At 61.9% G+C, this 19,565-nt stretch carries 25 protein-coding genes; 11 read left to right on the top strand and 14 right to left on the bottom strand.

Features of this window, described 5'->3' with window-relative positions:
* Window positions 1-67: 67 nt before the first annotated feature.
* From NKH43_RS28360 to NKH43_RS28345, 4 genes are all read left to right on the top strand, one after another.
* Window positions 68-934, top strand: coding sequence for an RNA methyltransferase (locus NKH43_RS28360; RefSeq protein ID WP_352860938.1), 867 nt, complete (start codon window positions 68-70; stop codon window positions 932-934).
* Window positions 935-1,013: 79 nt separating this feature from the next.
* Complete coding sequence (locus tag NKH43_RS28355; RefSeq protein WP_352860937.1) at window positions 1,014-1,658, top strand: DUF805 domain-containing protein; 645 nt, start codon at window positions 1,014-1,016, stop codon at window positions 1,656-1,658.
* 156 nt (window positions 1,659-1,814) lie between these two features.
* Entirely contained in the window at window positions 1,815-2,627 is an 813-nt protein-coding gene (gene murI, locus NKH43_RS28350) for a glutamate racemase (protein WP_352860935.1), read from the top strand.
* Between the two features lie 79 nt (window positions 2,628-2,706).
* Window positions 2,707-2,895, top strand: a complete 189-nt coding sequence (locus tag NKH43_RS28345; protein WP_023717374.1) for a DUF3008 family protein — start codon at window positions 2,707-2,709, stop codon at window positions 2,893-2,895.
* Between the two features lie 90 nt (window positions 2,896-2,985).
* On the opposite strand, the gene NKH43_RS28340 is transcribed toward NKH43_RS28345, so the two are convergent.
* On the bottom strand, window positions 2,986-3,198 hold the full coding sequence (locus tag NKH43_RS28340) for a hypothetical protein (RefSeq protein WP_023674706.1): 213 nt from the start codon (window positions 3,196-3,198) through the stop codon (window positions 2,986-2,988).
* Window positions 3,199-3,578: 380 nt separating this feature from the next.
* Here NKH43_RS28340 and rpsD point away from each other — a divergent pair, with 380 nt between their 5' ends.
* From rpsD to NKH43_RS28325, 3 genes are all read left to right on the top strand, one after another.
* A complete protein-coding gene (gene rpsD, locus NKH43_RS28335; RefSeq protein WP_023717376.1) occupies window positions 3,579-4,196 on the top strand; it encodes a 30S ribosomal protein S4 in 618 nt (205 codons plus the stop codon).
* Window positions 4,197-4,351: 155 nt separating this feature from the next.
* Window positions 4,352-5,245 carry a tRNA 2-thiocytidine(32) synthetase TtcA gene (ttcA, locus tag NKH43_RS28330; protein WP_352860934.1) on the top strand — a complete coding sequence of 298 codons (894 nt, stop codon included), beginning with the start codon at window positions 4,352-4,354 and terminating at the stop codon, window positions 5,243-5,245.
* Window positions 5,235-6,062 carry an inositol monophosphatase family protein gene (locus NKH43_RS28325; RefSeq protein ID WP_352860933.1) on the top strand — a complete coding sequence of 276 codons (828 nt, stop codon included), beginning with the start codon at window positions 5,235-5,237 and terminating at the stop codon, window positions 6,060-6,062. Before ttcA ends, NKH43_RS28325 begins: the two co-directional genes overlap by 11 nt.
* A gap of 22 nt (window positions 6,063-6,084) precedes the next feature.
* Here NKH43_RS28325 and NKH43_RS28320 read toward each other — a convergent pair whose 3' ends face one another.
* Window positions 6,085-7,284 (bottom strand): multidrug effflux MFS transporter, encoded by a 1,200-nt coding sequence (locus NKH43_RS28320; protein ID WP_352860946.1) that lies wholly within the window; start codon window positions 7,282-7,284, stop codon window positions 6,085-6,087.
* Between the two features lie 204 nt (window positions 7,285-7,488).
* The gene (gene grxD / locus NKH43_RS28315) at window positions 7,489-7,824 is read right to left on the bottom strand and encodes a Grx4 family monothiol glutaredoxin (RefSeq protein ID WP_023674712.1); all 336 of its coding nucleotides are present in this window, start codon (window positions 7,822-7,824) and stop codon (window positions 7,489-7,491) included.
* Between the two features lie 162 nt (window positions 7,825-7,986).
* Here grxD and NKH43_RS28310 point away from each other — a divergent pair, with 162 nt between their 5' ends.
* The gene (locus NKH43_RS28310) at window positions 7,987-8,793 is read left to right on the top strand and encodes a phosphodiester glycosidase family protein (protein ID WP_352860931.1); all 807 of its coding nucleotides are present in this window, start codon (window positions 7,987-7,989) and stop codon (window positions 8,791-8,793) included.
* Window positions 8,794-8,805: 12 nt separating this feature from the next.
* Here the strand turns inward: NKH43_RS28310 and NKH43_RS28305 are convergent, their stop codons facing one another.
* From NKH43_RS28305 to NKH43_RS28295, 3 genes are all read right to left on the bottom strand, one after another.
* A complete protein-coding gene (locus NKH43_RS28305) occupies window positions 8,806-9,039 on the bottom strand; it encodes a BolA/IbaG family iron-sulfur metabolism protein (RefSeq protein WP_352860929.1) in 234 nt (77 codons plus the stop codon).
* 86 nt (window positions 9,040-9,125) lie between these two features.
* Entirely contained in the window at window positions 9,126-11,366 is a 2,241-nt protein-coding gene (purL, locus tag NKH43_RS28300) for a phosphoribosylformylglycinamidine synthase subunit PurL (RefSeq protein WP_352860927.1), read from the bottom strand.
* A gap of 149 nt (window positions 11,367-11,515) precedes the next feature.
* A complete protein-coding gene (locus NKH43_RS28295; protein WP_352790721.1) occupies window positions 11,516-12,928 on the bottom strand; it encodes an aminotransferase-like domain-containing protein in 1,413 nt (470 codons plus the stop codon).
* A gap of 93 nt (window positions 12,929-13,021) precedes the next feature.
* On the opposite strand from NKH43_RS28295, the gene NKH43_RS28290 reads away from it, so the two are divergent.
* A complete protein-coding gene (locus NKH43_RS28290; protein WP_352860925.1) occupies window positions 13,022-13,273 on the top strand; it encodes a DUF1127 domain-containing protein in 252 nt (83 codons plus the stop codon).
* 18 nt (window positions 13,274-13,291) lie between these two features.
* Here NKH43_RS28290 and NKH43_RS28285 read toward each other — a convergent pair whose 3' ends face one another.
* The 7 genes from NKH43_RS28285 to purC are packed head-to-tail and all read right to left on the bottom strand — an operon-like array spanning window position 13,292 to window position 17,344.
* On the bottom strand, window positions 13,292-13,933 hold the full coding sequence (locus tag NKH43_RS28285; RefSeq protein ID WP_023717384.1) for a Pr6Pr family membrane protein: 642 nt from the start codon (window positions 13,931-13,933) through the stop codon (window positions 13,292-13,294).
* Window positions 13,934-13,937: 4 nt separating this feature from the next.
* On the bottom strand, window positions 13,938-14,348 hold the full coding sequence (locus NKH43_RS28280) for a hypothetical protein (protein ID WP_352860923.1): 411 nt from the start codon (window positions 14,346-14,348) through the stop codon (window positions 13,938-13,940).
* 2 nt (window positions 14,349-14,350) lie between these two features.
* Window positions 14,351-15,016: a glutathione S-transferase family protein gene (locus NKH43_RS28275; RefSeq protein ID WP_352860921.1), complete on the bottom strand. Its 666-nt coding sequence runs from the start codon at window positions 15,014-15,016 to the stop codon at window positions 14,351-14,353.
* 31 nt (window positions 15,017-15,047) lie between these two features.
* Window positions 15,048-15,716, bottom strand: a complete 669-nt coding sequence (gene purQ, locus NKH43_RS28270; protein ID WP_352495802.1) for a phosphoribosylformylglycinamidine synthase subunit PurQ — start codon at window positions 15,714-15,716, stop codon at window positions 15,048-15,050.
* A complete protein-coding gene (locus NKH43_RS28265; protein ID WP_352481308.1) occupies window positions 15,713-16,270 on the bottom strand; it encodes an RNA 2'-phosphotransferase in 558 nt (185 codons plus the stop codon). The genes purQ and NKH43_RS28265 overlap by 4 nt, the downstream gene beginning before the upstream one ends.
* Entirely contained in the window at window positions 16,267-16,509 is a 243-nt protein-coding gene (purS, locus tag NKH43_RS28260; RefSeq protein ID WP_023717389.1) for a phosphoribosylformylglycinamidine synthase subunit PurS, read from the bottom strand. Before purS ends, NKH43_RS28265 begins: the two co-directional genes overlap by 4 nt.
* A gap of 40 nt (window positions 16,510-16,549) precedes the next feature.
* Window positions 16,550-17,344: a phosphoribosylaminoimidazolesuccinocarboxamide synthase gene (gene purC, locus NKH43_RS28255; RefSeq protein ID WP_023674725.1), complete on the bottom strand. Its 795-nt coding sequence runs from the start codon at window positions 17,342-17,344 to the stop codon at window positions 16,550-16,552.
* 270 nt (window positions 17,345-17,614) lie between these two features.
* Here purC and NKH43_RS28250 point away from each other — a divergent pair, with 270 nt between their 5' ends.
* The gene (locus NKH43_RS28250) at window positions 17,615-17,935 is read left to right on the top strand and encodes a DUF1476 domain-containing protein (protein ID WP_023717390.1); all 321 of its coding nucleotides are present in this window, start codon (window positions 17,615-17,617) and stop codon (window positions 17,933-17,935) included.
* 120 nt (window positions 17,936-18,055) lie between these two features.
* On the top strand, window positions 18,056-18,829 hold the full coding sequence (locus tag NKH43_RS28245; protein ID WP_023717391.1) for an HpcH/HpaI aldolase family protein: 774 nt from the start codon (window positions 18,056-18,058) through the stop codon (window positions 18,827-18,829).
* Here NKH43_RS28245 and NKH43_RS28240 read toward each other — a convergent pair.
* The gene (locus NKH43_RS28240) at window positions 18,826-19,374 is read right to left on the bottom strand and encodes an RBBP9/YdeN family alpha/beta hydrolase (RefSeq protein WP_023717392.1); all 549 of its coding nucleotides are present in this window, start codon (window positions 19,372-19,374) and stop codon (window positions 18,826-18,828) included. The genes NKH43_RS28245 and NKH43_RS28240 overlap by 4 nt on opposite strands.
* Window positions 19,375-19,565: the final 191 nt, after the last annotated feature.

Here is a 19,565-nt window from a genome sequence, read left to right as displayed (position 1 = left end):
CTTCATTTTCGCCGCCAAATGTGGCAGGGGACTGCGAAATGCCGCAAACAGCAGTTCATTGACAACCATGCCCGCCACCCAGGATCCCGATATCCCTCTTGCCTCCGGAACTCCAGCGTCCGGACCGGCGATCATCCTGGTCGAGCCGCAGCTCGGCGAGAATATCGGCATGGTTGCGCGCGCCATGGCCAATTTCGGCCTTGCCGAGCTGCGGCTCGTCAATCCGCGCGACGGCTGGCCCAGCGAGAAGGCGCGTGCCACCGCAAGCCGCGCCGACCACGTCATCGATGCCGTCACGGTGTTCGACGACCTGGCCTCGGCAGTCGCCGACTTGAACTTCGTCTTCGCCACCACGGCGCGCGCGCGCGACAATTTCAAGCCGGTGCGCGGTCCGGTCGAGGCGGGCAGGGCGCTCCGGGCGCGGCAGCGGGCCGGCCAGCGCACCGGCATCCTGTTCGGCCGCGAGCGCTTCGGCCTCTATAATGACGAGGTCGGCCTTGCCGACGAGATCGTCACCTTCCCCGTCGATCCAGCCTTCTCCTCACTCAACATCGCCCAGGCGGCCCTGCTGATGTCCTATGAATGGATGAAGTCCGGCCTGGAAGACGAGACCAGGACCAACTTCTCCGGCCCCGAAATGCCGCCGGCCACCAAGGAAGAATTGCACGGCCTGTTTGCGTATCTGGAAGGCGCACTGGAGGCGCGCGGCTATTTCCGCCCGGCAGCGAAGAAGCCGAAGATGGTCGACAATTTGCGCGCAGTGCTGACCCGCCCCGGCTTTGCCGAGCCGGAGCTCAAGGTGCTGCGCGGTATAATATCATCGCTGGACAGGTTCTCGCCGGCCATGCCGCGCGGCGACGGATCGCCCGGCGACGACCCCAGGCGGCTTCCGGCGGCCGTGGCACGCGCCGGCAAGGCGAAAGACAAAGACTAGGCTTGCGAATGCAGCTGTCTTACCAGTAACCGAATTTTATTTGGTTTGATCCATGGTTTTTAAAACGATGGATCCTCGGATGTTTAGCTCGGATATCGGTCGTCTTCGCTTTTTCTTCTATTCCGCGGCCTTGCTGGTTGCGGAAATCGTGACCTTTGTGCTGTGCGTCGTGCTGACCATCGGCATCGAGGGCTTGGCCAATTCGAAACCAGGTCCTTCCAGGGAAGGGCTGGCCGCGGCCGTTCTCGTTACCTCGCTGGTGATTGTTCTGTTCCGCGCGAATTTCGCCTGGCGCCGAAGCCGCGACGCGCAAGGGTCGGGTTGGATCCTTTGGTCGTATATCGTGTTCTCGACCCTGTTCGCGATTCTGCAGGCCGGCACTGTTCTTGTCGTGAAATTTGACGGCGAAGATTCGCATTCCGGCCTTAACCTGCTGGGACTCGCTCTCGTCGGGCTGTGGGCCGTCATCTTGGCGGCCAAGCCGGCAGGCGGTGGCTCTGCGGATATGGCGTCATCCCTGAGTTTCGACGATTTCGACCCGCCCGGGCCACTGCGTGGCGGCGGCGTGCCCCATTCAGAGTCGGCCGCCGGCGTAACGGCCCAGGCTCCGGCCCACGCCATGCGGGCCGCACCGGTGCCGTCGAACCACCCTGCATCTCACCCTGCGTCTCTGGCAAACGGCCGGCCGCGGGCCGGCGGCTTCGGCAAGCGGGGCCTTGCCTGAACGTCTCGCCGCATCAAGGCCATGATGGTTCCAGATAGAAGCGTCAGAGATAAAGCATCATGGCCGAAGCAAAAAGCATGGGCCGGCATTCTCTCGTGATCTCGTTTTGTGATCCCCGGCCCTTAGTGATTCCCAGCCCTTAGTGACTCAATGACAATGACCGATCCATCAAGCGCCCGTCCGATCCTGATGTTCGATTCCGGCATTGGCGGGCTCACCGTGCTGCGTGAGGCGCGCGTCCTGATGCCTGACCGCCGCTTCATCTATGTCGCCGACGACGCGGCGTTTCCCTTCGGCGCCTGGGAGGAACCGGCGCTGAGAACACACATCCTGGAGTTGTTCGCCAGGCTGCTCGAACGGTTTTCGCCGGCCATTTCGGTCATCGCCTGCAACACCGCCTCGACGCTGGTCATCGATGCGTTGCGCGAAAGGTTTCCAGGCCACCCTTTCGTCGGCACCGTGCCGGCCATCAAGCCGGCGGCGGAACGCACGCGCTCAGGCCTGGTTTCGGTGCTGGCGACGCCCGGCACCGTCAAGCGCCAGTACACGCGCGACCTGATCAGTAAATGGGCGCAGAAATGCCATGTCCGCCTGGTCGGCAGCGACAGGCTGGCGGGATTGGCCGAAGCCTATATGCGCGACGGTTTTGTCGACGAGGACGCCGTCCGCGCCGAGATCGCGCCGTGCTTCGTCGAGCATGACGGGCTGCGCACCGACATCGTCGTGCTTGCCTGCACCCATTATCCTTTTTTGGCCAACCGCATGCGCAAGACAGCACCTTGGCCGGTCGACTGGCTCGACCCGGCCGAGGCGATCGCACGCCGCGCGCTGTCGCTGCTCGCCGATACCGAGGCCCGTTATCGCAGAGAGGCACTGCCGGAAGGCGCCGACCTTGCATTCTTCACCTCGAACAGCGCCGATTTCCCGACGCGCCGGCTGATGCAGGGATTTGGCCTGGCGGTATCCTGACCCCAGGCACTTTGGTGGTCCGGGAACATCAGCCCAGGGCGATGCGTTCTTTTCTCATTGAGGAACAGGAGAAACGATCATGCCAGCCACCTCGAAAGCCCAGCAGAAAGCCGCCGGTGCTGCACTGTCCGCCAAGCGCGGCGAGACCAAGAAGAGCGAGCTCAAAGGCGCGTCGAAGGGAATGTATAAATCGATGAGCGAAAAACAGCTCGAGGAATTCGCCGAGACCAAGCGCAAGGGCCTGCCGGAAAAGAAGTCGAAACACTGATCGACTGACCATTCTGGCGGCGGATGCCGGTCGATAAAAAGCCCGCGGCTGAGCCGCGGGCCCTGAAGTCTCAACGGGCGAGGGCGAAAATTACCAGTTCCAGCCCCAACCGCAGCGCCGCACCTTGTAGCGGATGACCTTGCGATGACCGTGCCGCCACACCACCTTCTTCTTGACCACGATGCGGCAGACCTGGTGATGCCTGTGGCCATGCCAATGCCGGGCCTGCGCCGGCTCGGGCGCGACCGCCATCGTGCCGGCCATCACCGCGGCGCCTACCAGCGTAAGGAAGAACTTCTTCATGCGAATTCCAGCTCCTCTGACTTCAGTCCCTTCCTGATGCCGCTGGCGCAACCTCCCGCCACATCCGGCACGTTCTACAACCGCAACACTATCCGGTTCGGCGATTCGCGCCAGCCGGAAGCTTGACAGCGGTTAAATCTCCGTTTAACCAGCCCACCAACACCGGGCCGTAATGCCCGGTGGTTTTCTTTATGTGTGCAAGACGTTTGGGAAGCCGATTTTGCTTTCCTTATGTCTTGTTTGAAATGACGTGTCCCGTGGGTTTTCCGTCGCGTTGCGTGGAAAACCCTGTCAGGTCTCGAAAACGGAGGCCAGAGGAGGGCGCGTTTCCTTCACCCGGACCATGAGGTTCCGGGTGTGTTGTTTTGAAAGGGAATGCGATGAGCAAGCGCGAATCCGCGAAGTACAAGATCGACCGCCGTCTTGGCGAAAACATCTGGGGCCGCCCGAAGTCCCCGGTCAACAAGCGTGAATACGGCCCCGGCCAGCATGGCCAGCGCCGCAAGGGAAAGCTTTCCGATTTCGGCCTGCAACTGCGCGCCAAGCAGAAGCTGAAGGGCCACTATGGCGACGTTTCGGAAAAGCAGTTCCGCAAGGTCTATGAAGAGGCGGACCGCCGCAAGGGCGACACCTCGGAGAACCTGATCGGCCTGCTCGAATCGCGCCTCGACGCAGTCGTCTACCGCGCCAAGTTCGTACCGACCATCTTTGCGGCGCGCCAGTTCGTCAATCACGGCCACGTCAACGTCAACGGCAAGCGCGTCAACATCGGCTCGTACCGCTGCAAGCCGGGCGACGTCATCGAAGTGCGCGAGAAGTCGAAGCAGCTGGTCATCGTGCTGGAATCGGTGGGCCTGGCCGAGCGCGACGTGCCCGATTACATCGAGGCCGACCACAACAAGATGACCGCCGCCTTCACGCGCATCCCCGGCCTGGCGGACGTTCCGTTTGCCGTGCAGATGGAACCGAATCTGGTCGTCGAATTCTATTCGCGCTGATCGGCGCGTTCGTACGCGATACAATCGAAGGCCGCCCTATCGGGGCGGCCTTTTCTTTTTTCGTTCCTTTTTCGCGGCGTGATTCCGAAATCGATTTCGATTTTCGGTTCGATGCGCTACTGCGGGCGGCAACAGGACTTTAGGGCCGACGCGCCGTGAACATGCAGCCAGACGCCGAAACGCTCGAACCGGTCGCCGACGCCGAAGGCGGCTTTCATCCGCTGTTTGCCGATGTGCCGTCCTCCGTCGAGTTCAACAAGCTGCGCAAGCGGCTGCTGCGGCTTGCCCGCCAGGCGATCGACGATTTCTCAATGGTGAGGCCCGGCGACCGCTGGCTGGTCGCTCTGTCGGGCGGCAAGGATTCCTACGGCCTGCTTGCCGTGCTGCTCGATCTCAAATGGCGCGGGCTGCTGCCGATCGAGCTGTTGGCCTGCAATCTCGACCAGGGCCAGCCGAACTTTCCCAAGCACATATTGCCCGACTATCTCGACAGCCATGCCATTCCGCATCGCATCGAATATCAGGACACCTATTCTGTGGTCACCGACAAGCTGGCCGAGGGCAGCACCTATTGCTCACTGTGTTCGCGGCTGCGGCGCGGCCATCTCTATCGCATTGCCCGCGAGGAGGGCTGCTCGGCGCTGGTGCTCGGCCACCACCGCGAGGACATTCTGGAAACCTTCTTCATGAACCTGTTCCATGGCGGGCGCCTCGCCGCCATGCCGCCGAAACTGCTCAATGACGAAGGCGACGTCATGGTGCTGCGGCCGCTCGCCTATTGTGCGGAAGCCGATCTCGAGAAATTCGCCGGCGCCATGAAATTCCCGATAATTCCGTGCGACCTGTGCGGTAGCCAGGAAGGCCTGCAGCGCAACGCCATGAAAGCGATGCTCGACGACATCGAGAAGCGCATGCCCGGCCGCAAGGACACCATGATCCGTGCCATGAGCAATGTGCGGCGCTCGCATCTGCTCGACAGAACGCTGTTCGATTTCGCCGCCCTCAACGATGCTCTTAACGCAAAGCAAGACGGTCCCCATGACATTTGACGACAGCGCGATCGACTGGCTTGCCGACCTTCTGTCGGACGCTGCCGTCGCCGAGATCATGCCGCGCTTTCGCCGGTTGAGTGAGGGCGATGTGCGTCGCAAGACCTCGGCCGCCGATCTTGTGACCGAGGCCGACGTGAATGCCGAGCGGCTCATCACCGCCAGGCTGCTTCAGCGTTATCCCAAGGCGATGATCGTCGGTGAGGAGGCCTGCTCCGACGACCCGACGCTGCTCAACGGTCTTGGCGATGCCGAACTCGCCTTCGTCGTCGACCCGGTCGACGGCACCTTCAACTTCGCCTCCGGCGTGCCGCTGTTCGGCGTCATGCTTGGCGTCGTGGTCAAGGGCGAGACGGTCGCCGGCATCATCCACGATCCCGTCGGCAAGGACTGGCTGGTCGGCGTCAGCGGCGCTGGCAGCCATATTCGGCACGCGCATGGCAATTTCGAAAAAGTCCATGTCGCCAACCCGGCGCCGATATCGGAAATGACTGGAGCGGTCTCGTGGCACTATCTACCCGAGCCGGACCGCTCACGCCTGGCGCGCAATCAGACCAAGTCGCTGTCGCAGTTCAACTATCGCTGCGCAGCCCACGAATACCGCCTGCTGGCCAGCGGCCACGGCCATTTCGTCGTCTATAACAAGCTGATGCCGTGGGACCATCTGGCCGGCGTGCTGATCCATGCCGAGGCCGGAGGTTATGCCGCGCGCTTCGACGGCAGCGCCTATCTGCCCTCACATGTCGGAGGTGGCCTGCTGGTTGCGCCGGACAGGGAAAGCTGGCGGGAGCTGCGCCGCGAGCTCTGGGCGGAATAATTTTACCCGCCAGCGCGTAAAACTAGACCGGCGGGTTTTGCGGCTGGAACAGCCTGCCGCGCTCGGCGATGAGAATCATCAGCAGCGCCGCCACCGACACGCTGCAGAACCCGGCGGCCAGCGGCGTCACCGTACCGTTGAAGGCCTGGCCGATCAGCGTGCCGAGGATGCCGCCAAGAAATGTCTGCATGAACCCGAGGATCGACGAGGCAGTGCCGGCCAGGTGACCGAGCGGCTCCATGGCGAGCGCGTTGAAGTTGGCGCCGAGCGCGCCGAACGGGACCATGGCGCAGGCAAAGAAAGCAATGAATAGCCAGAGCGGCATCTTCATTTCGATGGAAACGACCAGCCAGGCAAGGCTGATGGCCAGAAACAGCAGCAGCGCGCTTTGCGACAGACGGCGCATGCCGATGCGGCCGACGAGGCGCGAGTTGAGGTAGTTCGAAAAAGCAAGCACGCCGGCAACCCCCGCGAAGATGACCGGGAACATCTCGCCGACATCGAACACGCTGACATAGATCTGCTGGGCCGAGGCGATGAAGCCGAACATGGCGCCGAAGATGAAGGTGCTGGCGAAGGCGTAGCAGAGCGCGATGCGGTTGGTGAGAACGATGCGGAAGCCGCCGATGACGGAGGACAGCGTCAGCGGCCGGCGATATTCCGGGTGTAGCGTCTCGGGCAGGCGCAACAGCGACCAGGCGGACACGATCAGCGCGCCGGCCGCCATGGTGACGAAGATCACGTGCCAGGTCGCAAACAGCATGATGAACTGGCCGATACCGGGTGCCACAACCGGAATTGCCATGAACACCATGAAGATCAAGGACATGACTTCGGCCATGCGCCTTCCGTCGAACGTATCGCGCACGATCGAGACGGCAATGACGCGCGTCGCCGCCGCGCCAATGCCTTGCACGGCCCGGCATAGCAGAAGCGTGGCGAATGACGGGGCGACTGCAGCAGCGCCCGCCGCCGCAACATAGATCACCAGCCCGGCAACCAGCGGAGCGCGGCGCCCGAAGCGGTCCGAGACGGGCCCGAAGAACAGTTGCCCACCGCCGAAGCCCAGTATGTAGGCGGTGATCACATATTGCCGGTGGTTTTCATTTTCGACGCCGAGCGAGGCGCCGATCTGCTGCAGCGCCGGCAACATGATGTCGATGGCCAGCGAATTGAGCGCCATCAGCGCCGCGCATAGCGCGATGAATTCCCAGCGCGGAATAGGCAAGGTGCTTGCCTTTTGCTGCGCTTGTGCTTGCTGATCCACGGCCAGTCCGATCTTCAAACGAAAATGCGCCGGCTGGCCGACGCATCCATTCGTTCATTGCCCCGATAGCGGGCAGAACTTTTGCCAAGGTGCCCGGCGCTTAGCGCATGACCCCGAAAATCGCCGTCGATCTTGGGAGAGCCATACGCAAAACAGAAGTCAGGCGGCGCCTTTGACGCTGACGCCCTTTTCGACGAGGAAGGTCTGCAATTCGCCCGCCTGGAACATCTCGCGGATGATGTCGCAGCCGCCGACGAATTCGCCCTTGACGTAGAGCTGAGGGATGGTCGGCCAGTTGGAATAGTCCTTGATGCCTTGCCGTAGCTCGGCCGACGTCAGCACGTCGACACCCTTATAGTCGGCGCCGATATAGTCGAGGATCTGCACGACCTGGCCGGAAAATCCGCATTGCGGGAAGCCGGGCGTGCCTTTCATGAAGAGAACAACGTCGTTGCCCTTCACTTCATTGTCGATGTAGTCGTTGATGCCGCTCATGGAATACCCTTTCATGCCTGTGGGAGTCAGGCTCGAACATTACCCTTCAAATAAACCCATGGGTTGCGCGAAACAAGATGTTTGCCGCCTTGCCATGCAAATGGCGCAAAGGAACGTCTGATCTTGTGCCAAGCCGTTGGCCACCATCTTTCCCGAGGCGCGATGAAAAGACGATATCTCGCCGGGTTCCTCCTCGCCGTTCTGCTCGCCGCACTGGCCTTGATTTGGTGGGCCAGGTCGCCGAGACAGCCACCCCTCGTCGTCGGCGGTGAATTGCCGGCGCCGTGCCGCGACGCGAGCTTCGAGGCGGCCGCCTACGTCGTCTGCGAAATCGATCTGCGCCGCTATGACATCGGTGTGTTCCACGTAGGCCTCGACGGCAAGGCCTTCGGTTCCCTGGACAAATTCGACAAGGCGATGGCGGATCAGGGCCGGCCGGTGCTGCTCGCCATGAACGCCGGCATGTATCACCAAGATCTGACCCCAGTCGGCCTTCTCGTCGAAGACGGCCGGGAGAAGGCGCCGCTCAACGCCGCCGACAGCGAAGGCAATTTCTTCCTGAAACCGAATGGCGTATTCGTGGTCCGCAAGGACGGCAAGGCGGCGGTCATGGAGACAAGTGCCTATGCCGCGGCCAGGCCGGACGTGATGGTCGCAACGCAATCCGGCCCGATGCTGGTGATCGACGGACGGCTTCATCCTCGATTCGAGCAGAACGGCACATCGCGCTATATCCGCAACGGCGTCGGCGTGCGTGACGAAAACACCGTCGTGCTGGCGATCTCGCGCTCTGAAGTCAGCCTCGGCAGCTTCGCACGGCTGTTTCGAGATGCGCTCAATTGCCCCAATGCGCTTTTCTTCGACGGGGTCGTTTCGGCGCTGTCGAATGGCGAGCGGATGATTGTTGGTGGAAACTATCCGGCCGGGCCGATCATTGCCGTGACCGGCAAGGCGCTTGCGAGCCGGTAACTGGACGGGAGTTTAGTCCGGCACGCTGGTCTGCAGGGCAAGCGCGTGCAGCACGCCGCCCATGTTGCCCTTCAGCGCGTCATAGACCATCTGGTGCTGCTGGACGCGGCTTTTGCCGCGAAAGCTTTCGGCCACCACCTCCGCCGCATAATGGTCGCCATCGCCGGCCAGATCGCGAATCGTCACCTTGGCGTCCGGAATGCCTTCCTTGATCAGCCGTTCGATGTCGTGGGCGTTCATTGCCATGCGAGGATTCCTTGTTCAGGTCGTGAACTCATAGATATGGTCGAAACGGCGGATGAACCACAGTGAAACGGCTCCACTCGATCACATCACGGGTCCACGACCTCATTTGCCATGAAGCGAGGGAACCAGGATTCGTGGGCAGCGGTCAATTCACTGACCGGTATCGCACGTGCCTCGCCCAGCTTCAGTTCGCTGCCGCCGGTCGAGCCGATCCACGGTGCAAAAATGCCGAGCTTGCTTTGCTGTTCGCGAATGGCATCCCACGCCTCGCTCTGCGGGTCGATCGACAGCGTCAGCAGATAGCGGCCCTGATCCTCGCCGAACCAGACCGGGATCGGATCGGTGCCGATCAGGCGGGGGATGGTCGCGCCGATGCCGGAGGCCATCGCCATCTCGGCCAACGCCACCGCGATGCCGCCATCGGAAACGTCATGCGCCGCGGTAACGACGCCCGACGCAATCAGCGCCCGCACATGGTCACCGACGCGCTTTTCGTGATCGAGATCGACGGGCGGCGGCGGGCCGTCGGCACGGCCATGGATGTCGCGCATATAGACCGATTGGCCAAGATGCGTGCCCCACATGGTCGGTGCGCCGACCAGCACGATCATCTGGCCTTCGGCGGCAAAGCCGATCCGCACCATTTTCGACCAATCGGCAATCAGCCCGACGCCGCCGATGGTTGGTGTCGGCAGTATGCCTTGGCCGTTGGTCTCATTGTAGAGCGAGACGTTGCCGGAGACGATCGGGAAGCCCAGCGCCCTGCAGGCATCGCCAATACCTTTCACCGCGCCGACCAACTGACCCATGATCTCCGGCCGTTCCGGATTGCCGAAATTAAGGTTGTCGGTGGCCGCGAGCGGCAAGGCACCGGTGGCGGTAAGATTGCGCCAGCATTCGGCCACCGCCTGCTTGCCTCCCTCGTAGGGGTCGGCCTCGCAATAGCGCGGCGTCACGTCGGAGGAGAAGGCGAGCGCCTTGGTCGGATGACCGTCGACCCGCACGACGCCGGCATCGCCGCCGGGAAGCTGCAACGAATTGCCTTGGATCAGCGTGTCGTACTGCTCCCACACCCAGCGGCGCGAGGACAGGTCCGGCCCGCCAAGCAGCTTCAGCAAAGCCTCGGCCACATCGCTTTGCGGTGCATCGCCGGCGCCCAATGGCGCCGGCTTCTTCGGCTCGACCCAGGGACGGTCATATTCCGGCGCCTGGTCGCCGAGATCCTTGATCGGCAGGTTGGCGACCTCGTCGCCCTGGTGCAGCACGCGGAAGCGCAGATCGTCGGTGGTCTTGCCGACGATGGCAAAGTCGAGGCCCCATTTGTGGAAGATCGCCTCGGCCTGTTTTTCCTTTTCGGGGCGCAGCACCATCAGCATGCGCTCCTGGCTCTCCGAAAGCATCATCTCATAAGCGCTCATGCGCTCTTCACGCACCGGCACCTTGTCGAGATCGAGCTCAATGCCGAGGTCGCCCTTGGCGCCCATTTCGACCGCCGAGCAGGTGAGGCCAGCGGCACCCATGTCCTGGATGGCGATAACGGCGCCGGACGCCATCAGTTCGAGGCAGGCTTCGAGCAGGCATTTTTCGGTGAAGGGATCGCCAACCTGGACCGTGGGCCGCTTCTCGTCGATCTTGTCGTCGAATTCGGCCGAGGCCATGGTGGCGCCGCCGACGCCGTCGCGCCCGGTCTTGGCGCCGAGATAGACGACCGGCAGGCCGACCCCCTTGGCTTCCGACAGGAAGATCGCATCGGTTTTCGCAAGACCCGCGGCAAACGCGTTGACCAGGATATTGCCATTATAGCGGGCGTCGAAATTGACTTCACCGCCGACCGTCGGCACGCCGAAGGAATTGCCGTAGCCACCGACGCCGGAAACGACGCCGGCAACGAGGTGTCTGGTTTTGGGATGATCCGGCGCACCGAAGCGCAGCGCGTTCATCGCCGCTATCGGCCGCGCGCCCATGGTGAACACGTCGCGCAGGATGCCGCCGACGCCGGTCGCCGCTCCCTGATAAGGCTCGATATAGGAGGGATGGTTATGGCTCTCCATCTTGAAGACGACGCAGTCGCCGTCGCCGATGTCGACCACGCCGGCATTCTCGCCCGGGCCCTGGATGACTTGCGGCCCGGTGGTCGGCAGCGTACGCAGCCATTTTTTCGAGGATTTGTAGGAACAATGCTCGTTCCACATCGCGGAAAAAATACCGAGTTCGGTAAAGCTCGGCTCGCGCCCGACCAGGTCGAGGATGCGTTGGTACTCGTCGGGCTTCAGCCCGTGCGCGGCAATGAGTTCCGGAGTGATCGGCACGGAATTGGAAATGGTCATGATCGGCAATTTGTGTCCCTGGGATCGAGTCCCGTCTTATCGCAAGCTTTGCAGCCGATACACCCCGCCGGATGACTAAAACGACGGAAAGCAACAGCTGACCGCAAGTAGCGAAAGATCGCCACTCGACCCGCCGGTTTCAAGCCGGTTCAGGAAAAGCTGTCGTAGCCGGCGCGGCCTTCGTCCAGAAGCCGCCGGATAACCGCGACGCCGTGCGCGATATCGTCCCGCTGCCGCGGCTGCGAGATGCCAAACCGCACGCCGTGAAAGGCCTGTTCGGAACGCCCCGCCTTGAACTCGTCCTCGTCGTCGATGAGCACGCCATGTTCGAGGCAAGCCTGTTTGAAAGTGCCGGAAAGCCATGGGTCGGGCAAAGTGAGCCAGACGAAGGGCACATTATCCAGCGCCTTGAAGTCGAAGCCGTCGAGTGTCTCGCGCACGATCGCAATGCGCGCACCGATCTCGGCAATGCTGCGCTTGCGCATCTCGGCCGCCTGGCCGGACAGCACCAGCCGGCTGCCCACCTCCGCCAGCAGAAAGGGCAGGCCGCCCGTCATCATCTTATGGGCAACCCGGATGCGGTGACGATAGGCCGGCGGGCAAGCGAGCCAACCGCCGCGAACACCCGCCGCGACCGATTTCGACAGGCCGCCGGCAACGATGGTCCGTTCGGGAGCATATTCGGCCAATAGAGGTGTCGGGTCGTCGGTCAGTCCGCCATAGAGATCGTCCTCGATCAGGACGACATTATATTGACGGGCGACATGCGCGATTGCCTCGCGGCGCGATGCCGACAGCGTTGTCAGCGTCGGATTCTTGGCCGTCGGCATCAAAAACATCATCTTCGGATGCTTTTGTGCGCAGACGCGCTCGAAATCCTGGGGATCGATGCCCTCGTCGTCAGCCGCCACCAGTGCGGTCCGGCGACCGATAAGGCCGGCGCTGCGGGAAATCTGCGAATAGGTGAGGTGCTCGAAGACGACATAGTCGCCGGGGGCGGTGAGCCCCGCAATTGTTGCCATCACCGCGGCGTGGGTGCCGAGCGTGGGGACAATGGCATCCGCCGCCGGGCGATAGGAATTGCGCGACAGCCAGCGCCTGCCGGCCTCGAACCAGCGGTCCGGGAAATCACGCGTGTAGCTTGAAATCTCATGCGGATGGTCTTGCGCCGTGCGTGTCAACACATCGGCGACGATGGCACCCTGGCCGACATCCGGTGCGGCGGTGCTATCGAAGCGCAGCTTGTCGCCGGGCGCATCCATATAGCGCGTGCCTTGTTCGACCGGCTCCAGGAAATCCGGCTTTGCGCTTTCCGACTGCTGAGCGAGAACATAGGTTCCGCGGCCGACCTCGCCGCTGACCAATCCCCGCTCGCGCAGCAATTGATAGGCCCTGCCGACCGTGCCGACGGTCGTGCCGATGTCGTATGCCAGATCGCGCTGCGGCGGCAGCTTTGCCCCTGCACCGATCAGGCCGCGGTCGATGTCCGTCTCGATGGAATCGGCAAGCCGCTGATAGAGCGGGCCGGTACCCGCGGTAAGATCTGGAAGCCAAGTTGTCATGGTGACAATTTTTTACATTGCACCAGGATGTGAGTCAATACATATCAGATCGGCGGCGAGAAGGGTACAATCCGAAGTTTTGGCAGAAAGAAAATGGCTACAATAGAGACAATCCGCCCCGTTAGGGCTGAATTGCAGATGCAGGTGGCGCCTCCGTTAGGCCGGCCAACCTATGTTGGTCGGCTGGTGCGTACGCTCGGATCCTTCGCGAGATGGATTGGCAGGCTAATGGATCGTCGGCGCAGCCGGCTGGTCCTGCTCGAGATGACCGACGACCAGCTCAAGGACATAGGCATTACGCGTTGTGATGCCCATCGTGAGGGCCTCAGGCCGTTCTGGGACTGAGGGTTGAGGCACCGCACTTTAGCGGACGCCCGCCGCCCTGAGCCTCGATACGCCGTGGTCCACAAGCACGGCCACGATACACAGAACCAGAAAAAGCCCGGTGATGGCCAGAGCCGAGACGGCGACGCTGGCCGCCCCGTGTTTGGAGACGTCGAGGAATGGATAGGGTACTTCGCCGACGATCGGCGCCCGCAGCAGCGCGTAGGCCAGATAGGCGATCGGATAGATCATCCACCACGAGATGTCACGCCATCGCGTCGAGCCGTCGGCGCCCGCCACAAGCCACCACAGCACGAACACCACCGGCGTCACATAGTGCAGGAGCACGTCGCAGAGCAGGAACAGCCCTTGCGGCTGCCAAAGCTGCGCCAGGACCGTGGCGTAGATAATGAGGACCAGGCTTATGGCGACGGCTACGCCCGCCCCTATCCGTGGCCCGGCAAAGGCCGGAAACCAGGCATAACCCGTCGACGACAGCAACGACGCATGGACGAGCACCGCGCCGATGTTGGTCAGGATGGTGAAGAAGCTGAAATAGAAGACCAGCGAGCCGACAAAGCCGCGGCCGGCTTCCATTGATGCCGGGACGGTGATGCAGAGCTGCAGGACGAGCCCGGCCAGGCCGACGACCAGACCGGTGATCTGCAGCAAGCGACCCATTGGGCTAGGCAGCAGCGCCACAGGCCGGATTGCCCGCCTGCCAGCGGGCAATGTCCGAGCCGATGCGGCCGCCGAGCGGTTCCGCCATCAATGGGCCGAACACGTCGACGCGGCTCGAATTGCCTTGCGCCTGCACGACCAGCAACGGCTTTCCGCCATAATGTTTGGCCGGCACCAGCAGGAAGCGCGGCGTGCCGCTGAACGAATTCAGCTCGTTGGCCATCTGATAGGATTTGAAGGCAGGGTCCTTGCTGGCGATCCAGCATTTGTGGGCAGCTATTGCCACCTGCTCCATGGCAAGCAGTGACGCGCTCTTGCCTGCCGGCGCCGGCGTGCTCTTCGGGCTTGACTGGCAGGAGGCGAGTACAAGACCGGCGGCAGCGGCGAGGGCGAGGCTGGCGAGTGTCGATCGCATGGTCAAGCGGCGCCCATCTCGAGTTCTGACAGAAAGATCTTCAGACCGTCTGTCATCTCACCCCAGACGCGCGACAGCGCCGGATGCTGCAAGGCGATTTGCTCATAGGCATCGAATTTCGGATGGGCGTCAAGCAGGTCGGGGCGGCCGGTCGTCGCCCTGAAATTGTTGAAGACGAAGCGGGTCGGCGTCAGCCACGCATCGGCGAAGGAGATGTCGTCGCCGAGCGCGAACGGGCCATGCGCCATGCGGGCCTCGATTGCCGCAAGCCCGTGATGCAATCGGGCGAACTGTGCCTTGATGTCCGCCTCGTTGCGCTGCGGCACGAAATAGAGCTCGAACAGCTTCATCGTTGGGGCGAGCACGTCAAGGTCGGTGATGCGGGCGAACATGCGCACCAACGCCCGGTCTTTCGAATCCTTGGGCAGCAGCGCTGGCTCGGGAAAGCGCTCCTCCAGATATTCGGCAATGACCACGGATTCGACGATCGTTTCGCCCGAGCCGGTGATCAGCACTGGAATCCGATTGAGCGGGGAGATGGCACGGAATGCCTCGGGAATGGGAAACCCAGGCGGCGGTGCAATGACCTTGAGCGGCACGTTCTTGATGTAGGCCAGCGCCCGCACGATCGACGAATAGGGCGACAGCGGTCGCGAATAGAGTTTCATGACCGTCGCTCCAGGAGGAAGATTGAATGCATCAAGCGGCGATGCCCAGCGCGCTTTCGAACAGCGCCCGGCCGTCGCTGCCGCCATGCGCCGCTTCAATCAGGTTCTCGGGATGCGGCATCAGGCCGAGCACATTGCCACGGCCGTTGACAATGCCGGCAATGTCGTTGATCGAGCCGTTGGGATTGGTGCCTTCGGCATATCGGAACACCACCTGGCCTTCGCCTTCGAGGCGGGCCAGCGTTTCGGCATCAGCAAAATAATTGCCGTCATGATGCGCCACCGGCGCGCGGATGACCTGGCCCGGCTGATAGCGGCGGGTGAACATCGTGTTGGCATTGACGATCTGCAGCTTGACTTGCCGGCAGACGAATTTCAGCGAGGTGTTGCGCATCAATGCACCCGGCAACAGGCCGGCCTCGACCAGGATCTGGAAGCCGTTGCAGACGCCGATGACCGTGACGCCCTTGGCCGCCTTTTCGGCCACAGCCCGCATCACCGGCATGCGCGCGGCAATAGCGCCGCAGCGCAGATAATCGCCAAAGGAAAAGCCGCCGGGAATGGCGATCAGGTCGACATCGGGAATTTCAGTGTCGGTCTGCCAGACGGTGACCGGCGGCGTGCCGGAAATCTTGGTCAGCGCCGCGATCATGTCACGGTCGCGATTAAGGCCGGGGAGCAGGACGACGGCTGATTTCATGAGAATTCATGCTCGTTGAGTTGGAACAGATATCGCGGCAAAACATGGCTGGTCAGCCAGACGCCATTTTCGGAAAGAAAAAATAAGGCGCCGTTTTTGGCCATGTTTTCCGAGTCGATCCGCAGGATAACACTTCTCCCCTTGCGGCGCTGTGCGACGATCACAGCTGTTTCAATGTCTTTTGACAAATGAACGTGCTGCCGAGACTGGCTGATCAAGCCTTCTCGTAAGATGCTGGGGAGAAACTCTTCCTTGGTGCCGTGATATAAGACTGTTGGAGGAATTGATGGCGACAGGCCGAGATCAATCTCGACACTGTGGCCTTGAACCGCACGGACACGATCACCGTCGATTGCAAAGCGCTTTTTCGGGTTCTCGTCGATGATCCGAACAACCTCGGCGGCGGATGTGCCGAACTTCGCCTGAATCGCCGCGCAAAGTTTGTTGAAATCAGTCCAACCGTTCTCATCCAAAGTCAGCCCCGCTTCATGGGGAGCATGGCGTAAAACAAGACTCATGAACTTCGATATCTGGATGTCTTTCGACAAGCTCAGCCGATCTCCACCGCGTAATTCTCAATCACCGTATTCGCCAGAAGCTTGTCGCACATAGCTTTCAGATCGGCCTCGGCCTTGGCCTTGTCGCCCTCGGCAAGCTCGATATCGAAAACCTTGCCTTGCCGCACCTGGCCGACGCCGCCGAAACCCATTCCGGAAAGCGCATGCTCGATTGCCTTGCCTTGTGGGTCGAGCACGCCGTTCTTGAGGGTTACGGTAATGCGGGCCTTGATCACGCTGGACATGCTCCTGTTCACCTGTTGAGCGGGCAAGCCGTCAGTGCGGCTTGCCTTTGACACCGTCGGTCGATGCGACGAGCACCGGTCCGGCAGGGCGCGGCGGTTCGTTCTCGTTCATGATGCCGAGGCGGCGGGCAACTTCCTGATAGGCTTCGACGAGCCCGCCCATGTCGCGGCGGAAGCGGTCCTTGTCGAGCTTGTCCTGGGTCGCCACGTCCCACAGCCGGCAGGAATCCGGCGAGATCTCGTCGGCGACGACGATGCGCATCATATCGCCTTCGAACAGGCGGCCGCATTCGATTTTGAAATCGACGAGCTGGATCCCGACGCCCATGAACAGGCCGGAAAGGAAGTCGTTGACGCGAATGGCCAGCGCCATGACGTCGTCGATCTCCTGCGGGCTCGCCCAGCCGAAGGCGGTGATGTGCTCTTCCGATACCATCGGATCGTCGAGCGCATCGGCCTTGTAATAGAATTCGATGATCGAGCGCGGCAGCACGGTGCCTTCCTCGATGCCCAAGCGCTTGGCCAGCGAGCCGGCGGCGACGTTGCGCACCACCACTTCGAGCGGGATGATCTCGACTTCCTTGATCAGCTGCTCGCGCATGTTGAGCCGGCGGATGAAGTGGGTCGGAATGCCCATCCGGTTGAGATGATTGAAGATGTGCTCGGAAATGCGGTTGTTGAGCACGCCTTTGCCATCGACGATTTCATGCTTCTTCTTGTTGAAAGCGGTGGCGTCGTCCTTGAAGAACTGGATCAGCGTGCCAGGCTCCGGTCCCTCATAAAGGATCTTGGCCTTGCCTTCATAAATGCGGCGGCGATTTTTCATCTGATTTTTCTCTGGATTTGCGGGCAGGCGGCAAGCGACCAGTTCCTGTCCGTCTGCCTAAAATAAGATGGCGACGGTGGGGTTCAATGCCGGTGTCTATCCCAATCGCACTGTTTGCTCAATCGGCAAATCCTTTCAATCAACCGCTTTCGGGGACCGAAATGCCGCAGCGCAGCAGGCAATGTAGCATATTGACCGGCCGGCGCCCTTTTGGTTTGTGCTCCGGCAACACATATTGGCACAACGAATCGGATTTCACGGAGGGATGCCATGAGCAGCATGAAAGACCGCGAAGAGGGCTTTGAGCGCAAATTCGCATTCGACGAGGAACTTCGATTCAAGGCTGCGGCACGCCGCAACAGAGCGCTCGGCCTGTGGGCTGCCGAAAAGCTCGGCAAGTCAGGCGCCGAGGCCGACGCCTATGCCAGGGAAGTGGTCGTCAGCGACATCGAGGAAGCCGGCGATCACGACGTTTTCCGCAAGATACGCAAGGATTTCGATGCAGCCGGCATCGACCAGTCGGACCATCAGATCCGCCGCACCATGGATGAATTGATGGCGCAGGCGATTGAGCAGATCAAGAACACCTGATCCTTCCACCGACATCGATCGAATGCTGGACCAATCGACCGCCCGGCCTAACCGGGCGGTTTTTCTTTGCCTTTGCGGTCATTTCCGGCTGAATTGCTGCAAGCAAAGAGGAAATCACCAATGTCCCTGAAGTCACGCCTGGCGGCCGACGAGACGCTGTTCACCGCATGGTCCGGCGTGCCGGATGCCCTGACTGTCGAGATATTGGCCAGACAAGGGTTCGACGCGGTTACGCTCGACATGCAGCATGGTGGCCATCACGAGGACAGCGTGCTGCGCGGGCTTGTGCCGGTGCTGGCGGCCAACAAGCCGGCGCTGGTGCGCATCCCGGTCGGCCGCTTCGACATGGCCAGCCGCGCGCTCGACTTCGGCGCCGAGGCTGTGATCGCCCCGATGGTGAATTCGGTGGCGGACGCAAAGCTGTTTGCCGCCGCCATGAAATACCCGCCACTCGGCGAGCGCTCCTGGGGGCCGACCTATGCCTTTCCGCGCCATGGCAAGGGCGATTATGCCGACTGGCTGCGCGACAGTAACCAGCGCACCATGGCGTTCGCCATGGTCGAAACGCGCGCCGCGCTTGATGCACTCGACGGCATTCTCGACACGCCGGGTATCGACGGGATCTTCCTCGGCCCGTCGGATTTCTCGATCGCCTGGTCGAAGGGAACCACCGTCAGTTCGACGCTGGAGAGCATGATGGAGACCGTCGCCTCGATCGCCGAGCGCACCCGCAAAGCCGGCAAGCATGCGGCGATCTATGTGATGGAACCGGCCATCGCCGGTCGCGTGGTGTCGATGGGTTACCGGCTGCTGGCGATGGGTTCCGAGCATTCGCTGATTTCGCTTGGGGCAAAGACCCTGCTGAGCAGCGTCAGGGGTTCAATCGCTTCCTAGAGATCCGTCAGGAATTTCGCGAACGTCATCGACCCTTCGGGCCAGGGGCCAAAGCCGGAATCCGCGTTGAGATGGCCGGCATCGCCGGCGTCGATGAACAGCGAGCCCCAAGCCGCGGCAATGTCCTCGGCGACGCCGAAGGCGCAGAACGGGTCGTTGCGGCTGGCGATCACCACCGACGGAAACGGCAGCGGGTCACGCGGATAGGGACCGAAGGTCATCAGGTGCCTCGGCTTTATCTTTGGATTGGCGACATCGGGCGGCGCCACGAAAAAAGCGCCGGCGACCGGCCGCTCGAACCGAGACAAGGCCTGGATGACCGCGGCGACGCCAAGCGAATGGGCGACGATGACGACCGGCCGCTCGGCCTCGTTAACCGCCTTGGCGACACCGGCCGTCCAATCCTCGCGCACCGGTTTCGACCATTCCGCCTGTTCGACGCGGCGCGCTGTCGATAGTTTCGACTGCCAGCGGCTCTGCCAATGATCGGGGCCGGAATTGGTGTAGCCCGGCACGATGAGAATATCTGCTTCCCTGACTTTCATGGCGCGCATGTAGCGAGAGGCGCTGTCGGGTGCAACCGGGTATAAACTCAACAGCGACACGCAAACGGCCTCTCACGAGCCCGGTTCTGCTCGCTATTGTGAACACCATGTTCGCTTCTTGCGCTCTTGTGTGAACGATCGCGATCGACGATCTGTCGCCAGGAAAGAATGGCTGTTCCGAGATTTTGGCA

The sequence above is a fragment of the Mesorhizobium sp. M1163 genome, assembly GCF_040318415.1.
Taxonomy (GTDB): domain Bacteria; phylum Pseudomonadota; class Alphaproteobacteria; order Rhizobiales; family Rhizobiaceae; genus Mesorhizobium.
The sequence above is the reverse complement of the archived record's forward strand: the minus strand, read 5'-3'. Positions and strand labels throughout refer to the sequence as shown.

Bases quoted from the DNA above. Each gene is read 5' to 3' on its own strand.
- NKH43_RS28360 (WP_352860938.1), top strand. From the start codon at position 68: ATGCCCGCCACCCAGGATCCCGATATCCCTCTTGCCTCCGGAACTCCA.
- NKH43_RS28355 (WP_352860937.1), top strand. From the start codon at position 1,014: ATGTTTAGCTCGGATATCGGTCGTCTTCGCTTTTTCTTCTATTCCGCG.
- murI (WP_352860935.1), top strand. From the start codon at position 1,815: ATGACCGATCCATCAAGCGCCCGTCCGATCCTGATGTTCGATTCCGGC.
- NKH43_RS28345 (WP_023717374.1), top strand. From the start codon at position 2,707: ATGCCAGCCACCTCGAAAGCCCAGCAGAAAGCCGCCGGTGCTGCACTG.
- NKH43_RS28340 (WP_023674706.1), bottom strand. From the start codon at position 3,198: ATGAAGAAGTTCTTCCTTACGCTGGTAGGCGCCGCGGTGATGGCCGGC.
- rpsD (WP_023717376.1), top strand. From the start codon at position 3,579: ATGAGCAAGCGCGAATCCGCGAAGTACAAGATCGACCGCCGTCTTGGC.
- NKH43_RS28325 (WP_352860933.1), top strand. From the start codon at position 5,235: ATGACATTTGACGACAGCGCGATCGACTGGCTTGCCGACCTTCTGTCG.
- grxD (WP_023674712.1), bottom strand. From the start codon at position 7,824: ATGAGCGGCATCAACGACTACATCGACAATGAAGTGAAGGGCAACGAC.
- NKH43_RS28310 (WP_352860931.1), top strand. From the start codon at position 7,987: ATGAAAAGACGATATCTCGCCGGGTTCCTCCTCGCCGTTCTGCTCGCC.
- NKH43_RS28305 (WP_352860929.1), bottom strand. From the start codon at position 9,039: ATGGCAATGAACGCCCACGACATCGAACGGCTGATCAAGGAAGGCATT.
- purL (WP_352860927.1), bottom strand. From the start codon at position 11,366: ATGACCATTTCCAATTCCGTGCCGATCACTCCGGAACTCATTGCCGCG.
- NKH43_RS28295 (WP_352790721.1), bottom strand. From the start codon at position 12,928: ATGACAACTTGGCTTCCAGATCTTACCGCGGGTACCGGCCCGCTCTAT.
- NKH43_RS28290 (WP_352860925.1), top strand. From the start codon at position 13,022: ATGGCTACAATAGAGACAATCCGCCCCGTTAGGGCTGAATTGCAGATG.
- NKH43_RS28285 (WP_023717384.1), bottom strand. From the start codon at position 13,933: ATGGGTCGCTTGCTGCAGATCACCGGTCTGGTCGTCGGCCTGGCCGGG.
- NKH43_RS28280 (WP_352860923.1), bottom strand. From the start codon at position 14,348: ATGCGATCGACACTCGCCAGCCTCGCCCTCGCCGCTGCCGCCGGTCTT.
- NKH43_RS28275 (WP_352860921.1), bottom strand. From the start codon at position 15,016: ATGAAACTCTATTCGCGACCGCTGTCGCCCTATTCGTCGATCGTGCGG.
- purQ (WP_352495802.1), bottom strand. From the start codon at position 15,716: ATGAAATCAGCCGTCGTCCTGCTCCCCGGCCTTAATCGCGACCGTGAC.
- purC (WP_023674725.1), bottom strand. From the start codon at position 17,344: ATGAAAAATCGCCGCCGCATTTATGAAGGCAAGGCCAAGATCCTTTAT.
- NKH43_RS28250 (WP_023717390.1), top strand. From the start codon at position 17,615: ATGAGCAGCATGAAAGACCGCGAAGAGGGCTTTGAGCGCAAATTCGCA.
- NKH43_RS28245 (WP_023717391.1), top strand. From the start codon at position 18,056: ATGTCCCTGAAGTCACGCCTGGCGGCCGACGAGACGCTGTTCACCGCA.
- NKH43_RS28240 (WP_023717392.1), bottom strand. From the start codon at position 19,374: ATGAAAGTCAGGGAAGCAGATATTCTCATCGTGCCGGGCTACACCAAT.